The 16702-nt window shown below is 73.1% G+C and carries 12 protein-coding genes; 8 read left to right on the forward strand and 4 right to left on the reverse strand.

The window, feature by feature from the left end:
- The first annotated feature begins 22 nt into the window (after positions 1–22).
- The 3 genes from ACZ6MA_RS23595 (at position 23) to ACZ6MA_RS23605 (ending at position 4405) form a co-directional block, all read left to right on the forward strand.
- Positions 23–622, forward strand: coding sequence for a TetR/AcrR family transcriptional regulator (locus ACZ6MA_RS23595; RefSeq protein WP_469435904.1), 600 nt, complete (start codon positions 23–25; stop codon positions 620–622).
- 94 nt (positions 623–716) lie between these two features.
- Positions 717–2951 carry an MMPL family transporter gene (locus tag ACZ6MA_RS23600; protein WP_469435905.1) on the forward strand — a complete coding sequence of 745 codons (2235 nt, stop codon included), beginning with the start codon at positions 717–719 and terminating at the stop codon, positions 2949–2951.
- Between the two features lie 257 nt (positions 2952–3208).
- Complete coding sequence (locus ACZ6MA_RS23605; protein WP_469435906.1) at positions 3209–4405, forward strand: MarP family serine protease; 1197 nt, start codon at positions 3209–3211, stop codon at positions 4403–4405.
- 270 nt (positions 4406–4675) lie between these two features.
- Here ACZ6MA_RS23605 and ACZ6MA_RS23610 read toward each other — a convergent pair whose 3' ends face one another.
- Complete coding sequence (locus ACZ6MA_RS23610) at positions 4676–6715, reverse strand: MDR family MFS transporter (protein WP_469435907.1); 2040 nt, start codon at positions 6713–6715, stop codon at positions 4676–4678.
- Positions 6716–6995: 280 nt separating this feature from the next.
- On the opposite strand from ACZ6MA_RS23610, the gene ACZ6MA_RS23615 reads away from it, so the two are divergent.
- From ACZ6MA_RS23615 to ACZ6MA_RS23635, 5 genes are all read left to right on the forward strand, one after another.
- Positions 6996–8090, forward strand: a complete 1095-nt coding sequence (locus tag ACZ6MA_RS23615; protein WP_469435908.1) for an energy-coupling factor ABC transporter permease — start codon at positions 6996–6998, stop codon at positions 8088–8090.
- Position 8091: 1 nt separating this feature from the next.
- On the forward strand, positions 8092–8856 hold the full coding sequence (cbiQ, locus tag ACZ6MA_RS23620; protein WP_469435909.1) for a cobalt ECF transporter T component CbiQ: 765 nt from the start codon (positions 8092–8094) through the stop codon (positions 8854–8856).
- On the forward strand, positions 8853–9617 hold the full coding sequence (locus ACZ6MA_RS23625; RefSeq protein ID WP_469435910.1) for an energy-coupling factor ABC transporter ATP-binding protein: 765 nt from the start codon (positions 8853–8855) through the stop codon (positions 9615–9617). Before cbiQ ends, ACZ6MA_RS23625 begins: the two co-directional genes overlap by 4 nt.
- Before the next feature lie 96 nt (positions 9618–9713).
- Positions 9714–10901, forward strand: a complete 1188-nt coding sequence (locus ACZ6MA_RS23630) for a serine hydrolase domain-containing protein (RefSeq protein ID WP_469435911.1) — start codon at positions 9714–9716, stop codon at positions 10899–10901.
- A 48-nt stretch (positions 10902–10949) separates the two neighbouring features.
- A complete protein-coding gene (locus ACZ6MA_RS23635) occupies positions 10950–11735 on the forward strand; it encodes an SDR family NAD(P)-dependent oxidoreductase (protein WP_469435912.1) in 786 nt (261 codons plus the stop codon).
- 153 nt (positions 11736–11888) lie between these two features.
- On the opposite strand, the gene ACZ6MA_RS23640 is transcribed toward ACZ6MA_RS23635, so the two are convergent.
- The 3 genes from ACZ6MA_RS23640 to ACZ6MA_RS23650 form a co-directional block, all read right to left on the reverse strand.
- Positions 11889–12737, reverse strand: a complete 849-nt coding sequence (locus ACZ6MA_RS23640; protein ID WP_469435913.1) for an EamA family transporter — start codon at positions 12735–12737, stop codon at positions 11889–11891.
- A 294-nt stretch (positions 12738–13031) separates the two neighbouring features.
- Complete coding sequence (locus ACZ6MA_RS23645; protein ID WP_469435914.1) at positions 13032–14651, reverse strand: penicillin-binding transpeptidase domain-containing protein; 1620 nt, start codon at positions 14649–14651, stop codon at positions 13032–13034.
- Between the two features lie 137 nt (positions 14652–14788).
- Positions 14789–16552: a dolichyl-phosphate-mannose--protein mannosyltransferase gene (locus ACZ6MA_RS23650; protein ID WP_469435915.1), complete on the reverse strand. Its 1764-nt coding sequence runs from the start codon at positions 16550–16552 to the stop codon at positions 14789–14791.
- Between the last annotated feature and the right edge of the window lie 150 nt (positions 16553–16702).

Below are 16702 nucleotides of genomic sequence, written 5' to 3' on the forward strand. Positions count from 1 at the left end.
ATGACCCGGAGGGAGGCGCGGCATGCCGACGGACCCACCCAAGCCACCGGCGCGGCGCACCCGGCTGACGTCCGAGCGAGCCGGAGAGCTGTACGACGCGGTGCTCGATCTGCTGCGCGAGGTCGGCTACGACGCCCTGACCATGGACGCCGTGGCGGCCCGCACCCGCTCCAGCAAGGCCACCCTCTACCGCCAGTGGAAGGGCAAGCCGGAGCTGGTCGCGAGCGCGCTGCGGCACGGCAAGCCCATGCGGCTGGGGGAGATCGACACCGGCAGTGTGCGCGGTGACCTCCAGGCCATGGTGTGCAGTGCCGACGAGGCGCAGATGGAGAAGGACACCGCCCTCATGCGGGGGCTCGGACATGCCGTCCACACCAACCCGGACCTGCTCCGGGCGCTGCGTGAGCTGTTGGTCGAGCCCGAGATCGCCGCACTGAACGCGATGCTGCAACGCGCGATCGACCGGGGCGAGATCGCCCCGGACGTCCCCGCGCTGCGCTACGTCACCCACATGCTGCTCGGGGCCTTCATCGCCCAGCCGCTGATCGAGGACCGGCCGGTGGACGCGGAATTCCTCACCGCCTACGTCGACGCCGTGATCGTCCCCGCGCTCGGCCTCTGACACCCCCACCGACCACCTGACGCGCCGCTCTCGTCGTCGGGCTGGTACCCCACGCCCTGTTCCGCATCTCGACCCGACGGGAGCACAACTCCTCGTGGCCACGTTCCTCTACAAACTGGGCCGTCTCGCCTTCCGGCGACGCCGGCTCGTCGCCCTCATATGGGTGGCGCTGCTGGCGGTCGCCGGCGTCGGCGCCGCCACCGCACCCAGCCCCGGCAGCACCAGCTTCTCCATCCCCGGCACCGAGGCGCAGCGCGCCTTCGACCTGCTGGAGAAGCGCTTCCCGGGCCAGAGCGCGGACGGCGCCGCCGCCCGCGTCGTCTTCAAGGCCCCGGCCGGCCAGAAGATCACCGACCCGAAGAACAAGGCCACGGTCGAGAAGGCCGTCGGCGAGCTGACGGGCCCGCAGGTGGCCTCGACCGTCAACCCCTTCCAGGCACGGGCCGTCAGCAAGGACGCCACCACCGCCTATGTGTCGGTCACCTACAAGGTCGACGCCAACAGCCTCACCGACGACTCGCTCGACACCCTCAAGGGCGCAGCGACGCACGGGCGGGACGCCGGGCTGACCGTGGAGACCGGCGGCAGCGCCCTCCAGGCGATACCCGAGGCCGGCGGGGCCTCCGAGATCATCGGCATCGCCGTCTCGGCGGTCGTCCTGGTGATCACCTTCGGCTCGCTGATCGCCGCCGGGATGCCGCTGCTCACCGCGATCATCGGCGTCGGCATCGGGGTCTCCTCGATCGCCGCCCTGGCGTCCGCGCTGGACCTGGGCTCCACCACCTCGACGCTCGCCACGATGATCGGCCTCGCCGTCGGCATCGACTACGCGCTGTTCATCGTCTCCCGCTACCGGGCCGAGCTGGCCGAGGGCCGCGACGGCGAGGAAGCGGCGGGACGCGCGGTCGGCACCGCCGGTTCGGCGGTCGTCTTCGCCGGTCTGACGGTCGTCATCGCCCTGGCCGGGCTCGCCGTCGTCAACATCCCGATGCTGACGAAGATGGGCATGGCCGCCGCCGGCACGGTCGCCATCGCCGTCCTCATCGCGCTCTCCCTCATCCCGGCGCTGCTGGGCTTCGCGGGCCGCAAGGTGCTGGCCCGCAAGGACCGCAAGGCCGAGCCGGCTGCGACGCGGGACGACGCCAAGCCCAACATGGGCACCCGCTGGGCCCGCTTCGTGCTGCGCAAGCCGGCCCTGGTGCTGGTGGCCGGTGTGCTCGGGCTCGGCGCCGTCGCCGTCCCCGCCGCCTCGCTGGAGCTGGGCCTGCCGGACGACGGCGCGCAGTCGACCTCCACCACCCAGCGCAAGGCGTACGACCTGCTCTCCGAGGGCTTCGGCGCCGGATTCAACGGCCCGCTGATGGTCGTCGTCGACGGGGCCGGCGGGGACGACCCGAAGGCCGCCGTAGCGGCCGTGGCCAAGACCATCGGGGGCCTCGACAACGTCGCCGCCGTCGTTCCGGTCGGCCCGCAGAGCTACAACAAGGCCGGTGACACGGCCATCGTGACGGTCATCCCGAAGTCGAAGCCGAGCAGCTCGCAGACCGAGGAACTGGTCCACGCGATCCGCGACAAGGGTGCGGCCACCGCCGCGGACCACGACGCGCGGGTGCTCGTCACCGGTCAGACGGCGATGAACATCGACGTCTCGCAGAAGCTGAACGACGCCCTGCTGCCCTACCTCGGGCTCGTCGTCGGCCTCGCCTTCCTGCTGCTGATGGTCGTCTTCCGGTCGGTGCTCGTACCGCTCAAGGCCGCGCTCGGCTTCCTGCTGTCCGTGGTCGCCGCGCTCGGCGCGGTCGTCGCGGTCTTCCAGTGGGGCTGGCTCGGCTCGCTGTTCGGCGTCGAGGAGACCGGGCCGATCATGAGCATGATGCCGATCTTCATGGTGGGTGTCGTCTTCGGGCTCGCGATGGACTACGAGGTCTTCCTCGTCACCCGGATGCGCGAGGCGTTCGTGCACGGGGAGCGGCCCGGCCAGGCGATCGTGACCGGCTTCCGGCACGGCGCCCGGGTCGTCAGCGCCGCCGCCGTCATCATGATCAGCGTCTTCGCGGGCTTCATCGGCTCCTCGGAGGCGATGGTCAAGATGATCGGCTTCGGTCTGGCCATCGCCGTCTTCTTCGACGCGTTCATCGTGCGCATGGCCATCGTCCCCGCCGTCCTCGCACTGCTCGGCAAGGCCGCCTGGTGGCTGCCCGGCTGGCTCGGCAGGATCCTGCCCAACGTGGACGTCGAGGGCGAGGGGCTGCAGAAGCAGCTCGCCGCCGAAACCCCCGCGGAAAGCGACCGTGACCCCGACGCGCGGCGGGAGTCCGTCCGCGTCTGACCCGTGACGTCCGGGGCCGGCCGACCTCGTCGGACGGCCCCGGCGACCGCGCCGACCCCGTGGGGACGGGGGCCGCGCGCGGGCCGCCCGGCGGCGGTCTCCTGATGACCGAGGAGACCGCCGCCGGGCCTTTTCACGGGCGGCGGCATGTGGCGTACGTCACGAAAGGGAACCGTTGGTCCTTCTACGGGCGTTTTCCCCAGTCCACACCTGTGGGCGCGGTCGGGGGGCGCGTGCGACGGAAAGGGCTCCCAGCGTTGAACCTGCTCGATGTGCTCCTCCTGCTGGTCGTCGTCGGCTATGCCGTCTCCGGCTACCGGCGGGGCCTGGTCGCGAGCGCCGTGCTGCTCGCCGGTTTCCTCGGCGGGGCGGTGCTCGGCGTCTGGGCCCTGCCCTACGCCCTGGAGCCGTTCGAGACCGGGACGCGGGGCGCGGCCGTCGCCGCCGTCCTGGTGGTCCTGCTCCCCGCGGCGGCCGGACACGCACTGGCCGGACGGCTCGCCTGGCGGCTGCGCCGCCGGCTGACCTGGGCGCCCGTGCGCGGCGTCGACGGCGTCGGCGGCGCGGCCGTCAACTCACTGGCGGTGCTGCTCGTCGGCTGGGTGGCCGCGAGCGTCCTCGTCTCGGCGAACTCCGCGCCGCTGACCAAGGAGATCAAGGAATCCACCCTGCTCGGCGCGGTGCAGAAATCGATGCCCGAGCAGGCGCCCACGTGGTTCAGCCGCACCACGGACGCGCTGGCCGGCGCGGGCTTCCCGCAGGTCTTCAACCCCTTCGAGAACGAGCCCGCGACGAGCGTCGCCAAGCCGTCCGGTGACGCGGTCACCGCGGCGGCGACCCGGGCGGCGCGCGAGAGCGTCGTCAAGGTCGAGGGCGTCGCCGACGTCGGGGACGGGCGCCGCGGCCAGGAAGGCAGCGGCTTCGTCTACGCCGCGCACCACGTGATGACCAACGCGCACGTCGTGGCGGGGGTGAGCGACCCGACCGTACGGGTGGGCGGAGTCGGCCGCGTCTACCGGGCGAAGGTCGTCCACTTCGACCCGCGGACCGATGTGGCGGTCCTCGACGTCCCCGGCCTGGACGCCCCCGCGCTGGCCTTCGACAAGAGCGCCGGGCGCGGTGACGCGGCGGTCGTGGCGGGCTTCCCCGAGAACGGCGGCCTCGACCTGCGGGCGGCCACCGTCGCCAACGAGGTCCGCGCCAAGGGCCAGGACATCTACGGCGACGGCGTCACCACCCGCACGGTCTACTCCGTCCGCTCCACGGTCCGCCCCGGCAACTCCGGCGGCCCGCTTCTGACGCCCACCGGCAAGGTCTACGGCGTCGTCTTCGCCCGCTCCACGTCGAACTCCGAGACGGGCTATGTGTTGACCGCCGGTCAGGTCTCCACGGCGGCGGCCGGTGCTGCCGCGTCCAGTGAGGCCGTCTCTACGGGGAGCCGGGCGGCGCTTTAGGGGGCGCACGGGCCTTTCGCTGCGCGGCGGTGTCCTGTGCTGTGTCCTCAATCGCCGGACGGGCTTGATTTTCAAGCCCGTCCGGCGTTTGAGGACGCGCCCGCAGGGCGCTTGCCGCCGCAGGCGGCGAGACGGGCCGCGGCCGAGGAACTGCCGGATCGCGGCGCGTAGGCCGTCCCGTCCGGCACCACCGCTGCGCGGCGGTTGTCCTCAATCGCCGGACGGGCTGGTTTTCCCAGCGGTAGCTGGGGCGCTTGCTGCCGGTGCCCGCTACACCGCGAGGTGAACCCGGTCCTCGGAGTCCTCCTCCAGCAGTCGTTCCGCCATGTTGTTCAGGGCGCGGTCGAGGCGGGCGCGGTCTTCGGGGTCGGTGATGTCCCAGTCCTCCAGGCGGGTGTCGAGCCAGTGGCGCCACGCCGCGCTCAGGCGTTCGATCTCGGTTTCGCCCGCCGGGGTCAGGGACAGCCGGTCGCCGTCCAGGCGGGCATAGCCCGCGTCCGCCGTGCGGGTGAAGGCCGGTGCCAGGACCTCCGGCGGCATCCGGTGGGCGGCGGCCACCGCGCTGAGGGACGCGCCGCCCAGGATCCGGTGGCGCCAGTGGATCTGGCCCAGGGTCCACGCGTCGGCCGGACTGAGCGGGCTGCCGGATTCCGCGAGGATCTGCCGGGTGGCCGGGCGGCCCTCGGCGTGACTCATGACAGTCGCCACCGCCCGTTCCAACTGCTGGTCCGCCTCGGCCGAGGACGGCGCCGCGAAGGCCTCGCCCATGTCGGACGCCCCGGCCCGGGCACTGTCGCGCAGCGGCACCTCCTTGAGGAACCACGCCACCAGGAAGCCGAGCAGCGCGACCGGTACGACCCACAGGAACACGTAGTTGATCGTCTCGGCGTAGGCGTCGATGACGGGCCGTGCCTGCGCGGGGGAGAGCCGTGCGAGGTCCTGCGGGCTCTGTACCGCCGACGGTGGGATGCCGGGGGTGCGGACGAGCGCCTCCTCCAGATTCGGCCGCAGCTGCTTGGTGTAGAGCGTGCCGAAGATGGCCGTGCCGAAGGCGCTGCCGAGCGTGCGGAAGAACGTCACGCCCGAGGTCGCGGTGCCCAGCTCGTGGTACGGCACGGTGTTCTGCACGGCGATCGTCAGCACCTGCATGGCCAGCCCGATACCGGCGCCGAGCACGAACATGTACAGCGACTCGAGCCACGAGCCCGTCGTCGCGCCCATCGTCGACATCAGATACAGACCGAGGGCCATCACGGCCATGCCGGCGATGGGGAACACGCGGTAGCGGCCGGTGCGGCTGATGGCGATGCCGGAGAGCAGGGAGGCCCCCAGCAGCCCCGCCACCATCGGCAGCGCCCGCACGCCCGACATGGTGGCCGACACCCCGTCCACGTACTGCAGATACGTCGGCAGATACGTCAGCGCACCGAGCATCGCGAAGCCCACGATGAAGCTGAGCACGGAGCAAATGGTGAAGACGGGGTTGCGGAAGAGATGCATGGGGAGCATCGGTTCCTTCGCCCGCCGCTCCACCAGGACGAACGCGGCCAGCAGGACGATCGCGCCCGTGAACAGACCGATGATGACGGCCGAACCCCACGCGTATTCGTTGCCGCCCCACTCCAGGGCGAGGACCAGGCCGGAGGCGCCGAGCGCCACCAGGGCGATGCCCGCGTAGTCGATCACGGGCCGTACCGCCGAGCGGACGACGGGGATCGTCCGGGCCGCCATGATCACCATGACGATCGCCACCGGCACGTTGACGTAGAAGCACCAGCGCCAGGTGGCCTGGTCGGTGAAGATCCCGCCGAGGGTCGGGCCGACGACCGTGGTCACACCGAAGACGGCACCGAGCGCGCCCTGGTACTTGCCGCGCTCGCGCAGCGGGATGACGTCCGCGATCAGCGCCATGGCGGTGACCATCAGCCCGCCGCCGCCGATGCCCTGGAGGGCGCGGGCGGCGATCAGCACGGGCATGGAGCCGGCGGCGCCCGCGAAGACCGAACCGCCCGTGAAGACGACCGCACTGAGCTGGAAGACGATCTTCCGCCCGAAGAGGTCGCCGAACTTGCCGACCAGCACCGTCGAGACGGTCTCGGCCAGCAGATAGGCGGTCACCACCCACGCCATGTGCCCGCCGCCGCCCAGATCCGCCACGATCGTCGGCAGCGCGGTGGAGACGATGGTCTGGTCGAGGGCGGCGAGCAGCATCCCGAGCACGATCGTGACGAAGACGAGATTCGTCCGGCGGCGGCTGAGCGCGGGCGGGGCCGCGGGTGCCCCCGCCGCCGATGCGGTGGCCGTGGTCATGTGACGCACCTCCCGACCTCAGCATTTGGGGAGATGTCCGCTCTCGCCACCTTTGCTGCTGCGGGGGAGGGCCCGAACGGGCGAGGGGCGTGCAGCAGCGGCGCGCACGCTCTTGCGAGGTATTCGCAACGGGCCCCTATCATCGGACGACTCCGGAGTGGTTCACCGCTGAACGGACCGGGCCCGAACGGGCGGGCGCACCGGGCCACCCGCCCGCGCTGTCCCGTGTCCTGACGACCCCGACGATCCGACCGCACCATCCAGCAGAGCGGAGCCCCGCATGCACGTCCCCGATGGATTCATCGACGCCCCGGTGTCCGTGGCGACCGGCGCCGTCGCCGCCGCGGCCATCGCGGTGAGCCTGCGCGGCGCCCGGCGCGAACTCGGGGCCACCGCCCCCGCCGACGGCCTCGGCGGAGAGCGCACCGCGCCGCTCGCCGGGCTGGTCGCGGCCTTCGTCTTCGCCGTCCAGATGCTGAACTTCCCCGTCGCGGCGGGCACCAGCGGCCATCTGCTGGGCGGCGCCCTCGCCGCGATCCTCGTCGGCCCGTTCACGGGAGTGCTCTGCATATCCGTGGTGCTGCTGATGCAGTCCGTGCTCTTCGCGGACGGCGGCCTCACCGCCCTCGGCGTCAACATCACCGACATGGCCGTGGTCACCACCCTCGTCGCGTACGGGCTGTTCCGGCTGCTGCTGGCGGTGCTGCCCCGCCGGCGCTCCTCCGTCACCGCCGCCTCCTTCGTGGCCGCACTCGTCTCCGTACCGGCCGCGGCCTGCGCGTTCACCCTGCTCTACGCCCTCGGGGGCACCACCGACGTGGCCCTCGGCACGGTCTTCACCGCGATGGTCGGCGTGCACGTCCTGATCGGCGTCGGCGAGGCGGCGATCACCGCGCTGACGGTCGGCGCCGTCCTCGCCGTACGGCCCGACCTCGTCCACGGCGCCCGGGGACTCACCACGCCGCTCCGCCTGCGCACCTCGCCCCTGGGGTCCCCGGAGTCCCCTGAGCCCCCGGTGGCGCCCGGGCCCGCCCCCAAGCCCGCCCGCTCCACGCGCCGCTTCGCGCTCGCCGGTCTGCTCACCGCCCTCGCGCTCGCCGGCGTCGGCAGCTACTACGCCTCGGCCAGCCCCGACGGCCTGGAGAAGGTCGCCCACGACAAGGGCATCGACGGCAAGACCCGGGAGCACGCCGCCAAGGACTCCCCGCTCGCCGACTACCAGGTCGCCGACATCACCGACGGCCGGATCTCCGGCGGTCTCGCCGGGGTCATCGGCGTCGGCGCGACCCTCCTCGTGGGCACCGGCGTCACCTGGGTGGTGGTGCGCCGCCGCCGTGACCGGGCCGCGGCCGCCGTGACCGAGACCGCCGCCTGACATGGGCGCGGGGCACGCACACCGGCTCTACGCGCACGGGCACTCGCCCGTGCACCGGCTGCCGGCGCACTGCAAGATCACGGCCGTCCTCTGCTTCGTCCTGGCCGTCGTCGCCACCCCCCGCGAGGCGGTGTGGGCCTTCGGGGCCTACGCGGCCCTGCTCGCCGTCGTCACCGCCACGGCCCGGGTACGCCCGGCCCTCCTGCTGCGGCGGCTGCTCATCGAGGTGCCGTTCGTGGCCTTCGCCGTGCTCATGCCGTTCGTGGCCGAGGGCGACCAGGTGCGGGTACTGGGCGTCACGCTCAGCGAGCCCGGCCTGTGGGGCGCCTGGAACATCCTCGCCAAGGGCACCCTCGGCGTCGCCGCCTCCGTGCTGCTCGCCGCCACCACCGAGCTGCGCGACCTGCTGCTCGGCCTGCAACGGCTGCGGCTGCCCCCGCTGCTCGTCCAGATCGCGTCCTTCATGATCCGCTACGGGGACGTCGTCACCGACGAGCTGCGGCGCATGCGGGTGGCCCGCGAATCCCGCGGCTTCACCGCGCGCGGCGTGCGCCACTGGGGAGTGCTGGCCAAGACCGCGGGGGCGCTGTTCATCCGCTCCTACGAGCGGGGGGAGCGCGTCCACCTGGCGATGCTCAGCCGTGGCTACACCGGCACCATGCCGATGACCGACGACGTGCGGGCGACGCGTGCCCAGTGGACGCACGCCGCCGCGCTGCCGCTGGCCGCGCTCGCGGTCTGCCTGACCGGACGGATCCTGACATGACCGCTGCTTCCCCGCCCTCCCTGGAGGTCTCCGGCCTCGCCTTCGCCTATCCCGACGGGCATCAGGCCCTCTTCGGCGTCGACCTGACGGTCGGGCGGGGAGAGCGCGTCGCCCTCCTCGGGCCCAACGGCGCCGGCAAGACCACCCTCGTCCTGCACCTCAACGGCATCCTCGGCGGCGGCCTCGGCAGCGTGCGGGTGGCCGGACTGCCGGTCGACCGAGCGCACCTCGCCGAGATCCGCCGCCGGGTGGGCATCGTCTTCCAGGACCCCGACGACCAGCTCTTCATGCCGACCGTGCGGGAGGACGTCGCCTTCGGCCCGGCCACGGCCGGGCTGCGCGGCGCCGAGCTGCACGCGCGCGTGCACGAGGCCCTGTCCCGGGTCGGCATGGCGGACTTCGCCGACCGGCCCCCGCACCACCTCTCCTTCGGGCAGCGGCGACGGGTGGCGGTCGCGACCGTCCTCGCCATGGAGCCCGAGATCCTCGTCCTGGACGAGCCCTCCTCCAACCTCGACCCGGCCTCCCGCCGGGAACTGGCCGACATCCTGCGCTCCCTGGACGTCACCGTCCTGATGGTCACCCACGACCTGCCGTACGCCCTGGAGCTGTGCCCCCGCGCGGTGGTGCTCAGCAACGGCGTCATCACGGCGGACGGCACCACCCAGGAGCTGCTGTGCGACGAGGAGCTGATGCGCGCCCACCGGCTGGAGCTGCCGTTCGGCTTCGACCCCCGCTCGGTGGTCCTCCCGAGCCGGTAGAGCCGGTTCGGGGTGCCCCGGTCTACGCGCATTGACGACCGCGTTGCACCATGGTGGAGGGATTTGTAGCGATCGGCACGGTGGGAGCAGACAACAGTGGACGTCCAGGGCACGGTGGCGGACGGTTTCGAACCGGTCCGGGACGCCTTCGCGGGCAATTTCGCGCGGCGGGGCGAGCGCGGCGCCGCCGTCGTCGTCTACCGCGACGGACACAAGGTCGTCGATCTGTGGGGCGGTGCCAAGGACGCCGACGGGCCGTCCGGTGACGCGCCCGGTGAGCCCTGGGCCCGGGACACCGCGCAGGTCGTGCGCTCCGCCACCAAGGGCGTCGCCGCCGCCGTGCCGCTCCTGCTGCACCAGCGCGGGCTGGTCGACCTGGACGCCCCCGTCGGCACGTACTGGCCCGAGTTCAAGGCGGCGGGCAAGGAACGGCTGCTCGTCCGGCATCTGCTCTCGCACCGCGCCGGGCTGCCCGTCCTGGACACCCCGCTGACCCCCGCCCAGGCCATCGACGGCGTCAGCGGCCCCCGCGCCGTCGCCGCGCAGGCGCCCGCCTGGGAGCCCGGCACCGCCCACGGCTACCACGCGCAGACCTACAGCTGGCTGCTCGGCGAACTGGTCCGGCGGGTCACCGGCCGGACCATCGGCCGCTGGGTGGCCGAGGAGATCGCCGGGCCGCTCGGCCTGGACCTGTGGATCGGACTGCCGGACGCCCAGCAGGACCGGGTCGGCCGGATCGCCGACATCGCGCCCCCCGCCGAGCCCGCCACCCCCGGACTGCGGCTGCGCCCCAAGCGGTCCGTCTCCGACGCCTACGGCGACCCCGCCTCCCTGACCCGCCGCGCGTTCGGCGCGATCGACCCGCAGGCAGACGAGAACGACCCCGCCTACCGCGCCGCCGAACTCCCCGCCTCGGCGGGCATCGCCACGGCCGGGGCCCTCGCGCGCTTCTACGCCTCCCTGATCGGCGACCTCGACGGCACCCGGCGGCTCTTCGCGCCCGCGACCCTCACCCTGGCCCGCACGGAGGAATCCGCCGGACCCGACAAGGTGCTCGTGGTGGGCACCCGCTTCGGCCTCGGCTACATGCTGCACGGCCCGGCCTGCCCGCTGCTGGCCCCCGGCTCCTTCGGCCACCCCGGCCGCGGCGGCTCCCTCGCCTTCGCCGACCCCGAGTCGGGCATCGCCCTCGGCTACGTCACCAACGGCATGCAGAAGAACGTCACCGCCGATCCACGCGCCCAGGCGCTGGTCCGGGCGGTCGGCCAGGTACTCGCCGGCTGAGGGCGTACGGGGTGGTTGCCGCCGCCCCTGCTGGGTATCGCTTGCCGCATGGCACTACGGTTCGACGGCTACGCGGTACTGATCACCGGCGCGGGGCGCGGCATCGGCGAGGCCACCGCGCGGCGCTTCGCCGATGAGGGAGCCCGGGTGCTCCTCACCGACCTCGACGGCGCGCGGGCCGAGCGGGCCGCCGAAAGGCTGCGGGCGGACGGCCTCGCCGCCGAGTCGCTCGCCTGTGACGTCGGCGACCGCACGGCCGTCGAAGCGGCCGTGACCCACGCGGTCCGCCGCTTCGGGCGGCTCGACGTCCTGGTCAACAACGCCTTGTCCTGCCATCCCGACGCGCCCCTCGTCGAGGACCAGCCGGACGACACCTGGTTCAAGGACCTCGACATCACCCTCACCGGAGCCTTCCGGTGCGTACGCGCCGCCATGCCGCACCTCGCCGCGGCCGACGGGCGCGGATCGGTCGTCAACATCGGTTCCGTCAACGCCGAACAGGACTTCGGCAACCACGCCTACAGCGCCGCCAAGGCCGGACTGGCGAGCCTGACCCGCACCCTGGCCGGGCACTGCGCCGCGCGCGGCGTACGCGTCAACCTCGTCGCACCCGGCACGGTCGACACCCCCAACTGGGCGGACCGCCAAGACGCATTGGAGCGGGCCGCCGCACACTACCCGCTGGGCCGGGTCGGCCGGCCCGAGGACATCGCGGCCGCCGTCGCGTTCCTCGCCTCCCGAGACGCGTCGTGGATCACCGGGGTGACACTGCCGGTCGACGGCGGAATCCTGATCGGCAACGGGGCCCTGCGGGGGGCGCTGCGCGGCGATTGACGGGTGGGCTCCGCCGTCCCGCACCACCGCTGCGCGGTGGTTGTCCTCAATCGCCGGACGGGCTGGATTTTGGCTGACGTCGGCCACATCAAGCCCGCAGGGCGCTAAGCCGCCGTAGACGGCAAAGACGGCCCGCAGGCCAGGCCCCGGCCCCTACGCGAGGAGCATCAACCCGATCCCCACCACCATCAGCCCCGCGGCAGCGACCCGCGGTGCGCCGAATCGTTCCTTGAAGAACAGCGCCCCGATGGCCGCGCCCACGATGATCGACGACTCCCGCAGGGCCGCGACGGGGGCGAGGGCCGCCCGGGTCTGGGCCCAGACCACGAGGCCGTATGCGAAGAAGGACAGCACCCCGCCGATCAGGCCGCGCACGGCGTTCGGCCGTGCTTCGGCGAGGAGCCGGCCGCGCCGGGTGGCCAGCGCGTAGAGGGGGATCGGGAGCCCTTCGAGGACCATCAGCCAGGCGATGAAGCCCAGCGCCGTGCCGGAGGCACGGGCACCGAGTCCGTCGATGACCGTGTACGAGGCGATGGCCAGTCCCGTCGCGATCGCCGCGGCGATCGCGGCCCAGTGCGGTGGGGCGCCCGAGCCCCGGATGCCCCACAGGGCGAGGCCGACCAGTCCGGCCGAGGCCACCGCGACCCCGGCCAGTTGCGGGGCGCCGGGCAGTTCCGCGGCGAAGACGGCGGCGAGGACGGTGACCACCAGGGGAGCGGTGCCGCGCGCGATCGGGTACATCTGACCGAAGTCGCCGAGCGTGAACGACCGCATGAGCAGCGCTTGGTAGACGACGTGCACCACCACCGAGGCGATCAGATAGGGCCAGGCCCCGGCGGCGGGCGTCGGCACGAACGGCAGCAGCACCAGCCCGCAGAGCGAACCGCCACCGCCCACGAGCGTGAAGGCGACCAGCTTGTCCTTCATGGCCGCCGCCAGGGCGTTCCAGCCGGCGTGCGTGACCGCGGCGGTCAGGACCGCCGCGGCTATCAGGGGGGTCATGCGCCGTGCTCACGGCAGCGGCGCGGACGGCAGGCGGGGTCTGCGGTGCTCATGATCAGACGCTAGCGCCCGGTGTAGGGGCCACGCTGTCGCGTGCGTCACGGATGCGTTGTCCTCAATCTCCCCCAGCTACCGCTAGGAGGTGCCCCCAGCGGGCTCAATTAAGCCCGTCCGGCGATTGAGGACGCGCCCGCAGGGCGCTTGCCGCCGCAGGCGGCCAAGACGGCCCGCAGCCGACGAACCGCCGGCCAGGCGAGAGGCGCTAAGCCGCCGCAGGCGGCACCGCGGGAAACGTCAACCCGCCCGCAGGACCGCCGCCACGATCGGGCCCGCCGAGTCGCCGCCGTGGCCGCCCTGGGGGACGACGGCCGCGGCGGCCATGTCGCCCCGGTAGGCGGTGAACCACCCGTTGGGCCGTGGCTGGTTGTCGACCTCGGCCGAGCCGGTCTTGGCGCCGACGTCGCCGCCGAGGCCGGCCATGGCCCGTGCGCCCGTGCCCGAGAGCGCGGTGAGCCGCATCATCGAGCGCAGGTCCCGGGCGACCGGGGCCGGCAGGGGGCGGGCCGCCCGGGCGAGTTCCCGGTCGTCCACCGACGGCGCCACGAGATAGGGCTGGTGGAAGGATCCCGTCCGCACGGTCGCGGCGACGGAGGCCATGTTGAGCGGGCTCATCTGCACCCGGCCCTGGCCGATCATCGCCGCCGCCTTGCCCGCCCCGCCGTCGGCGGGCACGCTGCCGTCGAAGCTCCCTATGCCGGTCTTCCACTCCAGGCCGAGCCCGAAGACGTCCTTGGCCTCGGCGGCGAGCGCGTCGTCGGGGAGGTCGTCGGCGAGCGAGATGAAGGCGGTGTTGCAGGAGGCGGCGAAGTCCTGCGCGAACGTCGCCTTCGGGTTCTCGCTCTCCTCCACGTTGTGGAAACGCATGCCGTACGTGGCGTACTTCGGGCACGGCAGCGGCTTGCCCGGCGCGGCCTTGCCCTGCTCCAGCAGTGTCGCCGCCGTGACGACCTTCATCGTGGAGCCCGGCGCGGTCTGCCCCTGGAGCGCCGGATTGAACTCGGTCTTCTTGGAGTTGGCGACGGCCAGGATCTCGCCCGTGCTCGGCTTCACCGCCACCACCGACGCGTCGTCGCGCTTGGCCACGGCCGCTTCGGCGGCGGCCTGCGCGTCCGCGTCGAGCGTCGTGCGCAAGGTGCCCGGCTTGCCCTTGGAGACCACGTGCAGGGTCCGGGTGCCGGGGCCGCCGGCCGGGTCCCCGGCCCGTACCTCCACCGCCGGCTCACCGCCCGCCTTCTCCCCGAAGCGCTTGCGCAGTTGCGGCAGTACGGGGGCGAGCGAGGGAAGGTCCTTGGGGTCCAGTTCCGCGCCGTCCCGGTCGAGGGCGGTGACCTGCGGGGCGGCGACGGCGTCCGTCCGGAGCGTCCCGCCGGTGCGCAGCTCCGGGTGGACCACCGTGGGCTGCCAGTCGACGAGGGCCTTGCCGCTGGTCCTGCCCCGGACGACGTCGAGCGAGGAGGCGTACTTCCACGTCGAGTGCTGCTTGCCGTACGTGATCTCGGCGGTGACCGTGAAGGGCACCTTCGCGCCCGTCGCCGCGCCGGGCTCCAACGTCACCTTCTCGACATGGGCGTTCTCGCGGTAGCCGGTCAACGCGGCCGACGCGGCGGAGGCGTTGTCGGTGAGACCGGCGGCGTGTTCGGTGTCGCCCGCCGCCCACGCGGCGAGGAAGTCGTGCGCGGTCTTGTCGATCTCGCCCCCGGTCGGCGGCCCGGTGCGCACGGGGGCCGCCTCGCCCGTGGCCCCCGTGCCGTCCGCGACCGCGTCCACCAGGTTGTACGCGCCGAGCCCCGCCGCCCCCACCATCGCGACGGCCACCCCGCCCACCGCGAACTTCGCGCCTTTGCGCATGTCCATCCCCCTCCAGGCCCCCGCCCAGTTCCCGGCGTTTTTAATCAGGTGATCAAAACGTCTGTACCGGAACTCTACGGGACGGCAGTGACGCACGAGGGAACATGGCCGGAAGCGGCCGGTGGGCTCCGGCCGGGCTCCGCTCAGATCCAGGTGTCGAACCACATCCGGTTGCGCCACGCGTCCAACGGGATGGCCTGGCCCGTGTAGATGGGGAAGAAGTAGACGAAGTTCCAGGCGATCAGCAGGACCAGCGTCCCCGCGCCGACCGCCCCCGCGATCCGCCGCCGCTCCGAGGATCCCGGCGGCCCCAGCAGGGCCCCGATCATCATCGCCACCGCCAGACAGAGGAACGGCACGAACACCACCGCGTAGAACACGAAGATCGTCCGCTCCTGCCACATGAACCACGGCAGATAGCCCGCGGCGACCGCGCACAGCACCGCGCCCGCCCGCCAGTCACGCCGGAAGGCCCACCGGTAGAGCAGATACACCAGCGCGAAGCACGCCGCCCACCACAGGAGCGGGGTGCCCAGTGCGAGCACCTCCCGCGCGCACTTGTCCGCCGCGTCGGCCGGGCACCCGTCGGTCCCGGGCTTGGGGGACTCGTAGAAGTACGACACCGGGCGCGACTGGACCAGCCAGCTCCACGGGTTGGACTGGTACGTGTGCGGCGAGGAGAGGTTGGTGTTGAAGTCCCAGACGTCGTTCTCGTACTTCCACAGGCTGCGCAGCGGGTTGAGGACGCCCGCGAGGAAGCCGTCCGGGCTGTGGCCGCCCTCGGTCTCCGCCCAGTGCCGCAGATAGCCGCTGTGCTGCCAGCCGCCCTCCTTGGTGTACGTGCCGCTGTTGGCGAACCAGCCGGCCCAGGAGGCGAGATAGACGCCGAGCGCCACCGGCACGGTCGACAGGAACGCCCACGGCACATCGCGCCGCAGAGTCGCGAGATACGGGCGCCGCGCCCCGGCGAGCCGGCGCGCGCCGAGGTCCCACACCACGACCAGCACCCCGAACGCCGCCAGGTACACCGCCCCGTTCCACTTCGTGGCGCACGCCAGGCCGAGGAAGACCCCGGCCGCGACGCGCCACGGCCGCAGGCCCAGACGGAGCCGTTCGCCGACGGAGGCGTCCGGCCGTGCCGTGCCCTCCTCGTCGACCGGCAGCGCCGCCGCCAGCCGGGCCCGGGCCCGGTCGCGGTCGACCAGCACACAGCCGAACGCCGCCAGTACGAAGAACATCAGCACCGAGTCGAGCAGGGCGGTGCGGCTCATCACGAAGTGCAGGCCGTCCACGGCGAGCAGGGCGCCGGCCAGACAGCCCAGGAAGGTGGAGCGGAACATCCGCCGTCCGATGCGGCACAGCATCAGCACCGACAGCGTGCCGAGCAGCGCGACCATGAACCGCCAGCCGTACGGGGTCAGCCCGTGCAGCCACTCGCCGATCCCGATGACCCACTTGCCGACCGGCGGGTGCACCACGAAGGTGGGGGTGTCACCGATGCCGGTGTCGCCCCTGAGAATCGCCTCGTTGGCCCCGTCGTCGGGCCACTTGGCCTCGTAGCCGTGCTGCCACAGCGCCCAGGCGTCCTTGGCGTAATACGTCTCGTCGAATATGACGTCCCTGGGGCTGCCCAGGTGCCTGAAGCGCAGCAGTCCCGCGAAGAGGGCGACCAGCAGCGGCCCGATCCAGCCCATGCCGCGCGCCAGGAGCAGCGCGGGCGCCGGGCGCAGCCCCAGCGCCGCCCACAGCCGGGTGCCGGGCTGCTGGTACGGCGGCACCAGCCGCTCCCGCACGTCCGGCGCGGGGCGTCCCGCGTACCCGAACCGCCGCAGTCTGCGCTGCCACGGGGGCGGCTGCCCGTCTGCCCTGTGGCCCTGCCGGCCTCGCGTCGCGGTGTCACTGGTCACCGCGCCATCGTAGGGAACGCGTCTGTGCGCGTCCGTACGGCCGCGCGGCACCCTTGGCGGGCGTGCCGTCCGAAGCGGGGGCGCCCGGGCGTGCGGGGAGCGGACTCGGGTGCGGCCGAGCGCCCGGGAAGGCCGCCGCCGGGGCCCCGC

Source organism: Streptomyces sp. NPDC042259 (assembly GCF_055582085.1).

What these genes read in the sequence shown, in the direction of transcription:
- ACZ6MA_RS23595 (WP_469435904.1), top strand. Translation starts at nt 23, where the DNA reads ATGCCGACGGACCCACCCAAGCCACCGGCGCGGCGCACCCGGCTGACG.
- ACZ6MA_RS23610 (WP_469435907.1), bottom strand. Translation starts at nt 6,715, where the DNA reads ATGACCACGGCCACCGCATCGGCGGCGGGGGCACCCGCGGCCCCGCCC.
- ACZ6MA_RS23615 (WP_469435908.1), top strand. Translation starts at nt 6,996, where the DNA reads ATGCACGTCCCCGATGGATTCATCGACGCCCCGGTGTCCGTGGCGACC.
- cbiQ (WP_469435909.1), top strand. Translation starts at nt 8,092, where the DNA reads ATGGGCGCGGGGCACGCACACCGGCTCTACGCGCACGGGCACTCGCCC.
- ACZ6MA_RS23625 (WP_469435910.1), top strand. Translation starts at nt 8,853, where the DNA reads ATGACCGCTGCTTCCCCGCCCTCCCTGGAGGTCTCCGGCCTCGCCTTC.
- ACZ6MA_RS23635 (WP_469435912.1), top strand. Translation starts at nt 10,950, where the DNA reads ATGGCACTACGGTTCGACGGCTACGCGGTACTGATCACCGGCGCGGGG.
- ACZ6MA_RS23640 (WP_469435913.1), bottom strand. Translation starts at nt 12,737, where the DNA reads ATGACCCCCCTGATAGCCGCGGCGGTCCTGACCGCCGCGGTCACGCAC.
- ACZ6MA_RS23645 (WP_469435914.1), bottom strand. Translation starts at nt 14,651, where the DNA reads ATGGACATGCGCAAAGGCGCGAAGTTCGCGGTGGGCGGGGTGGCCGTC.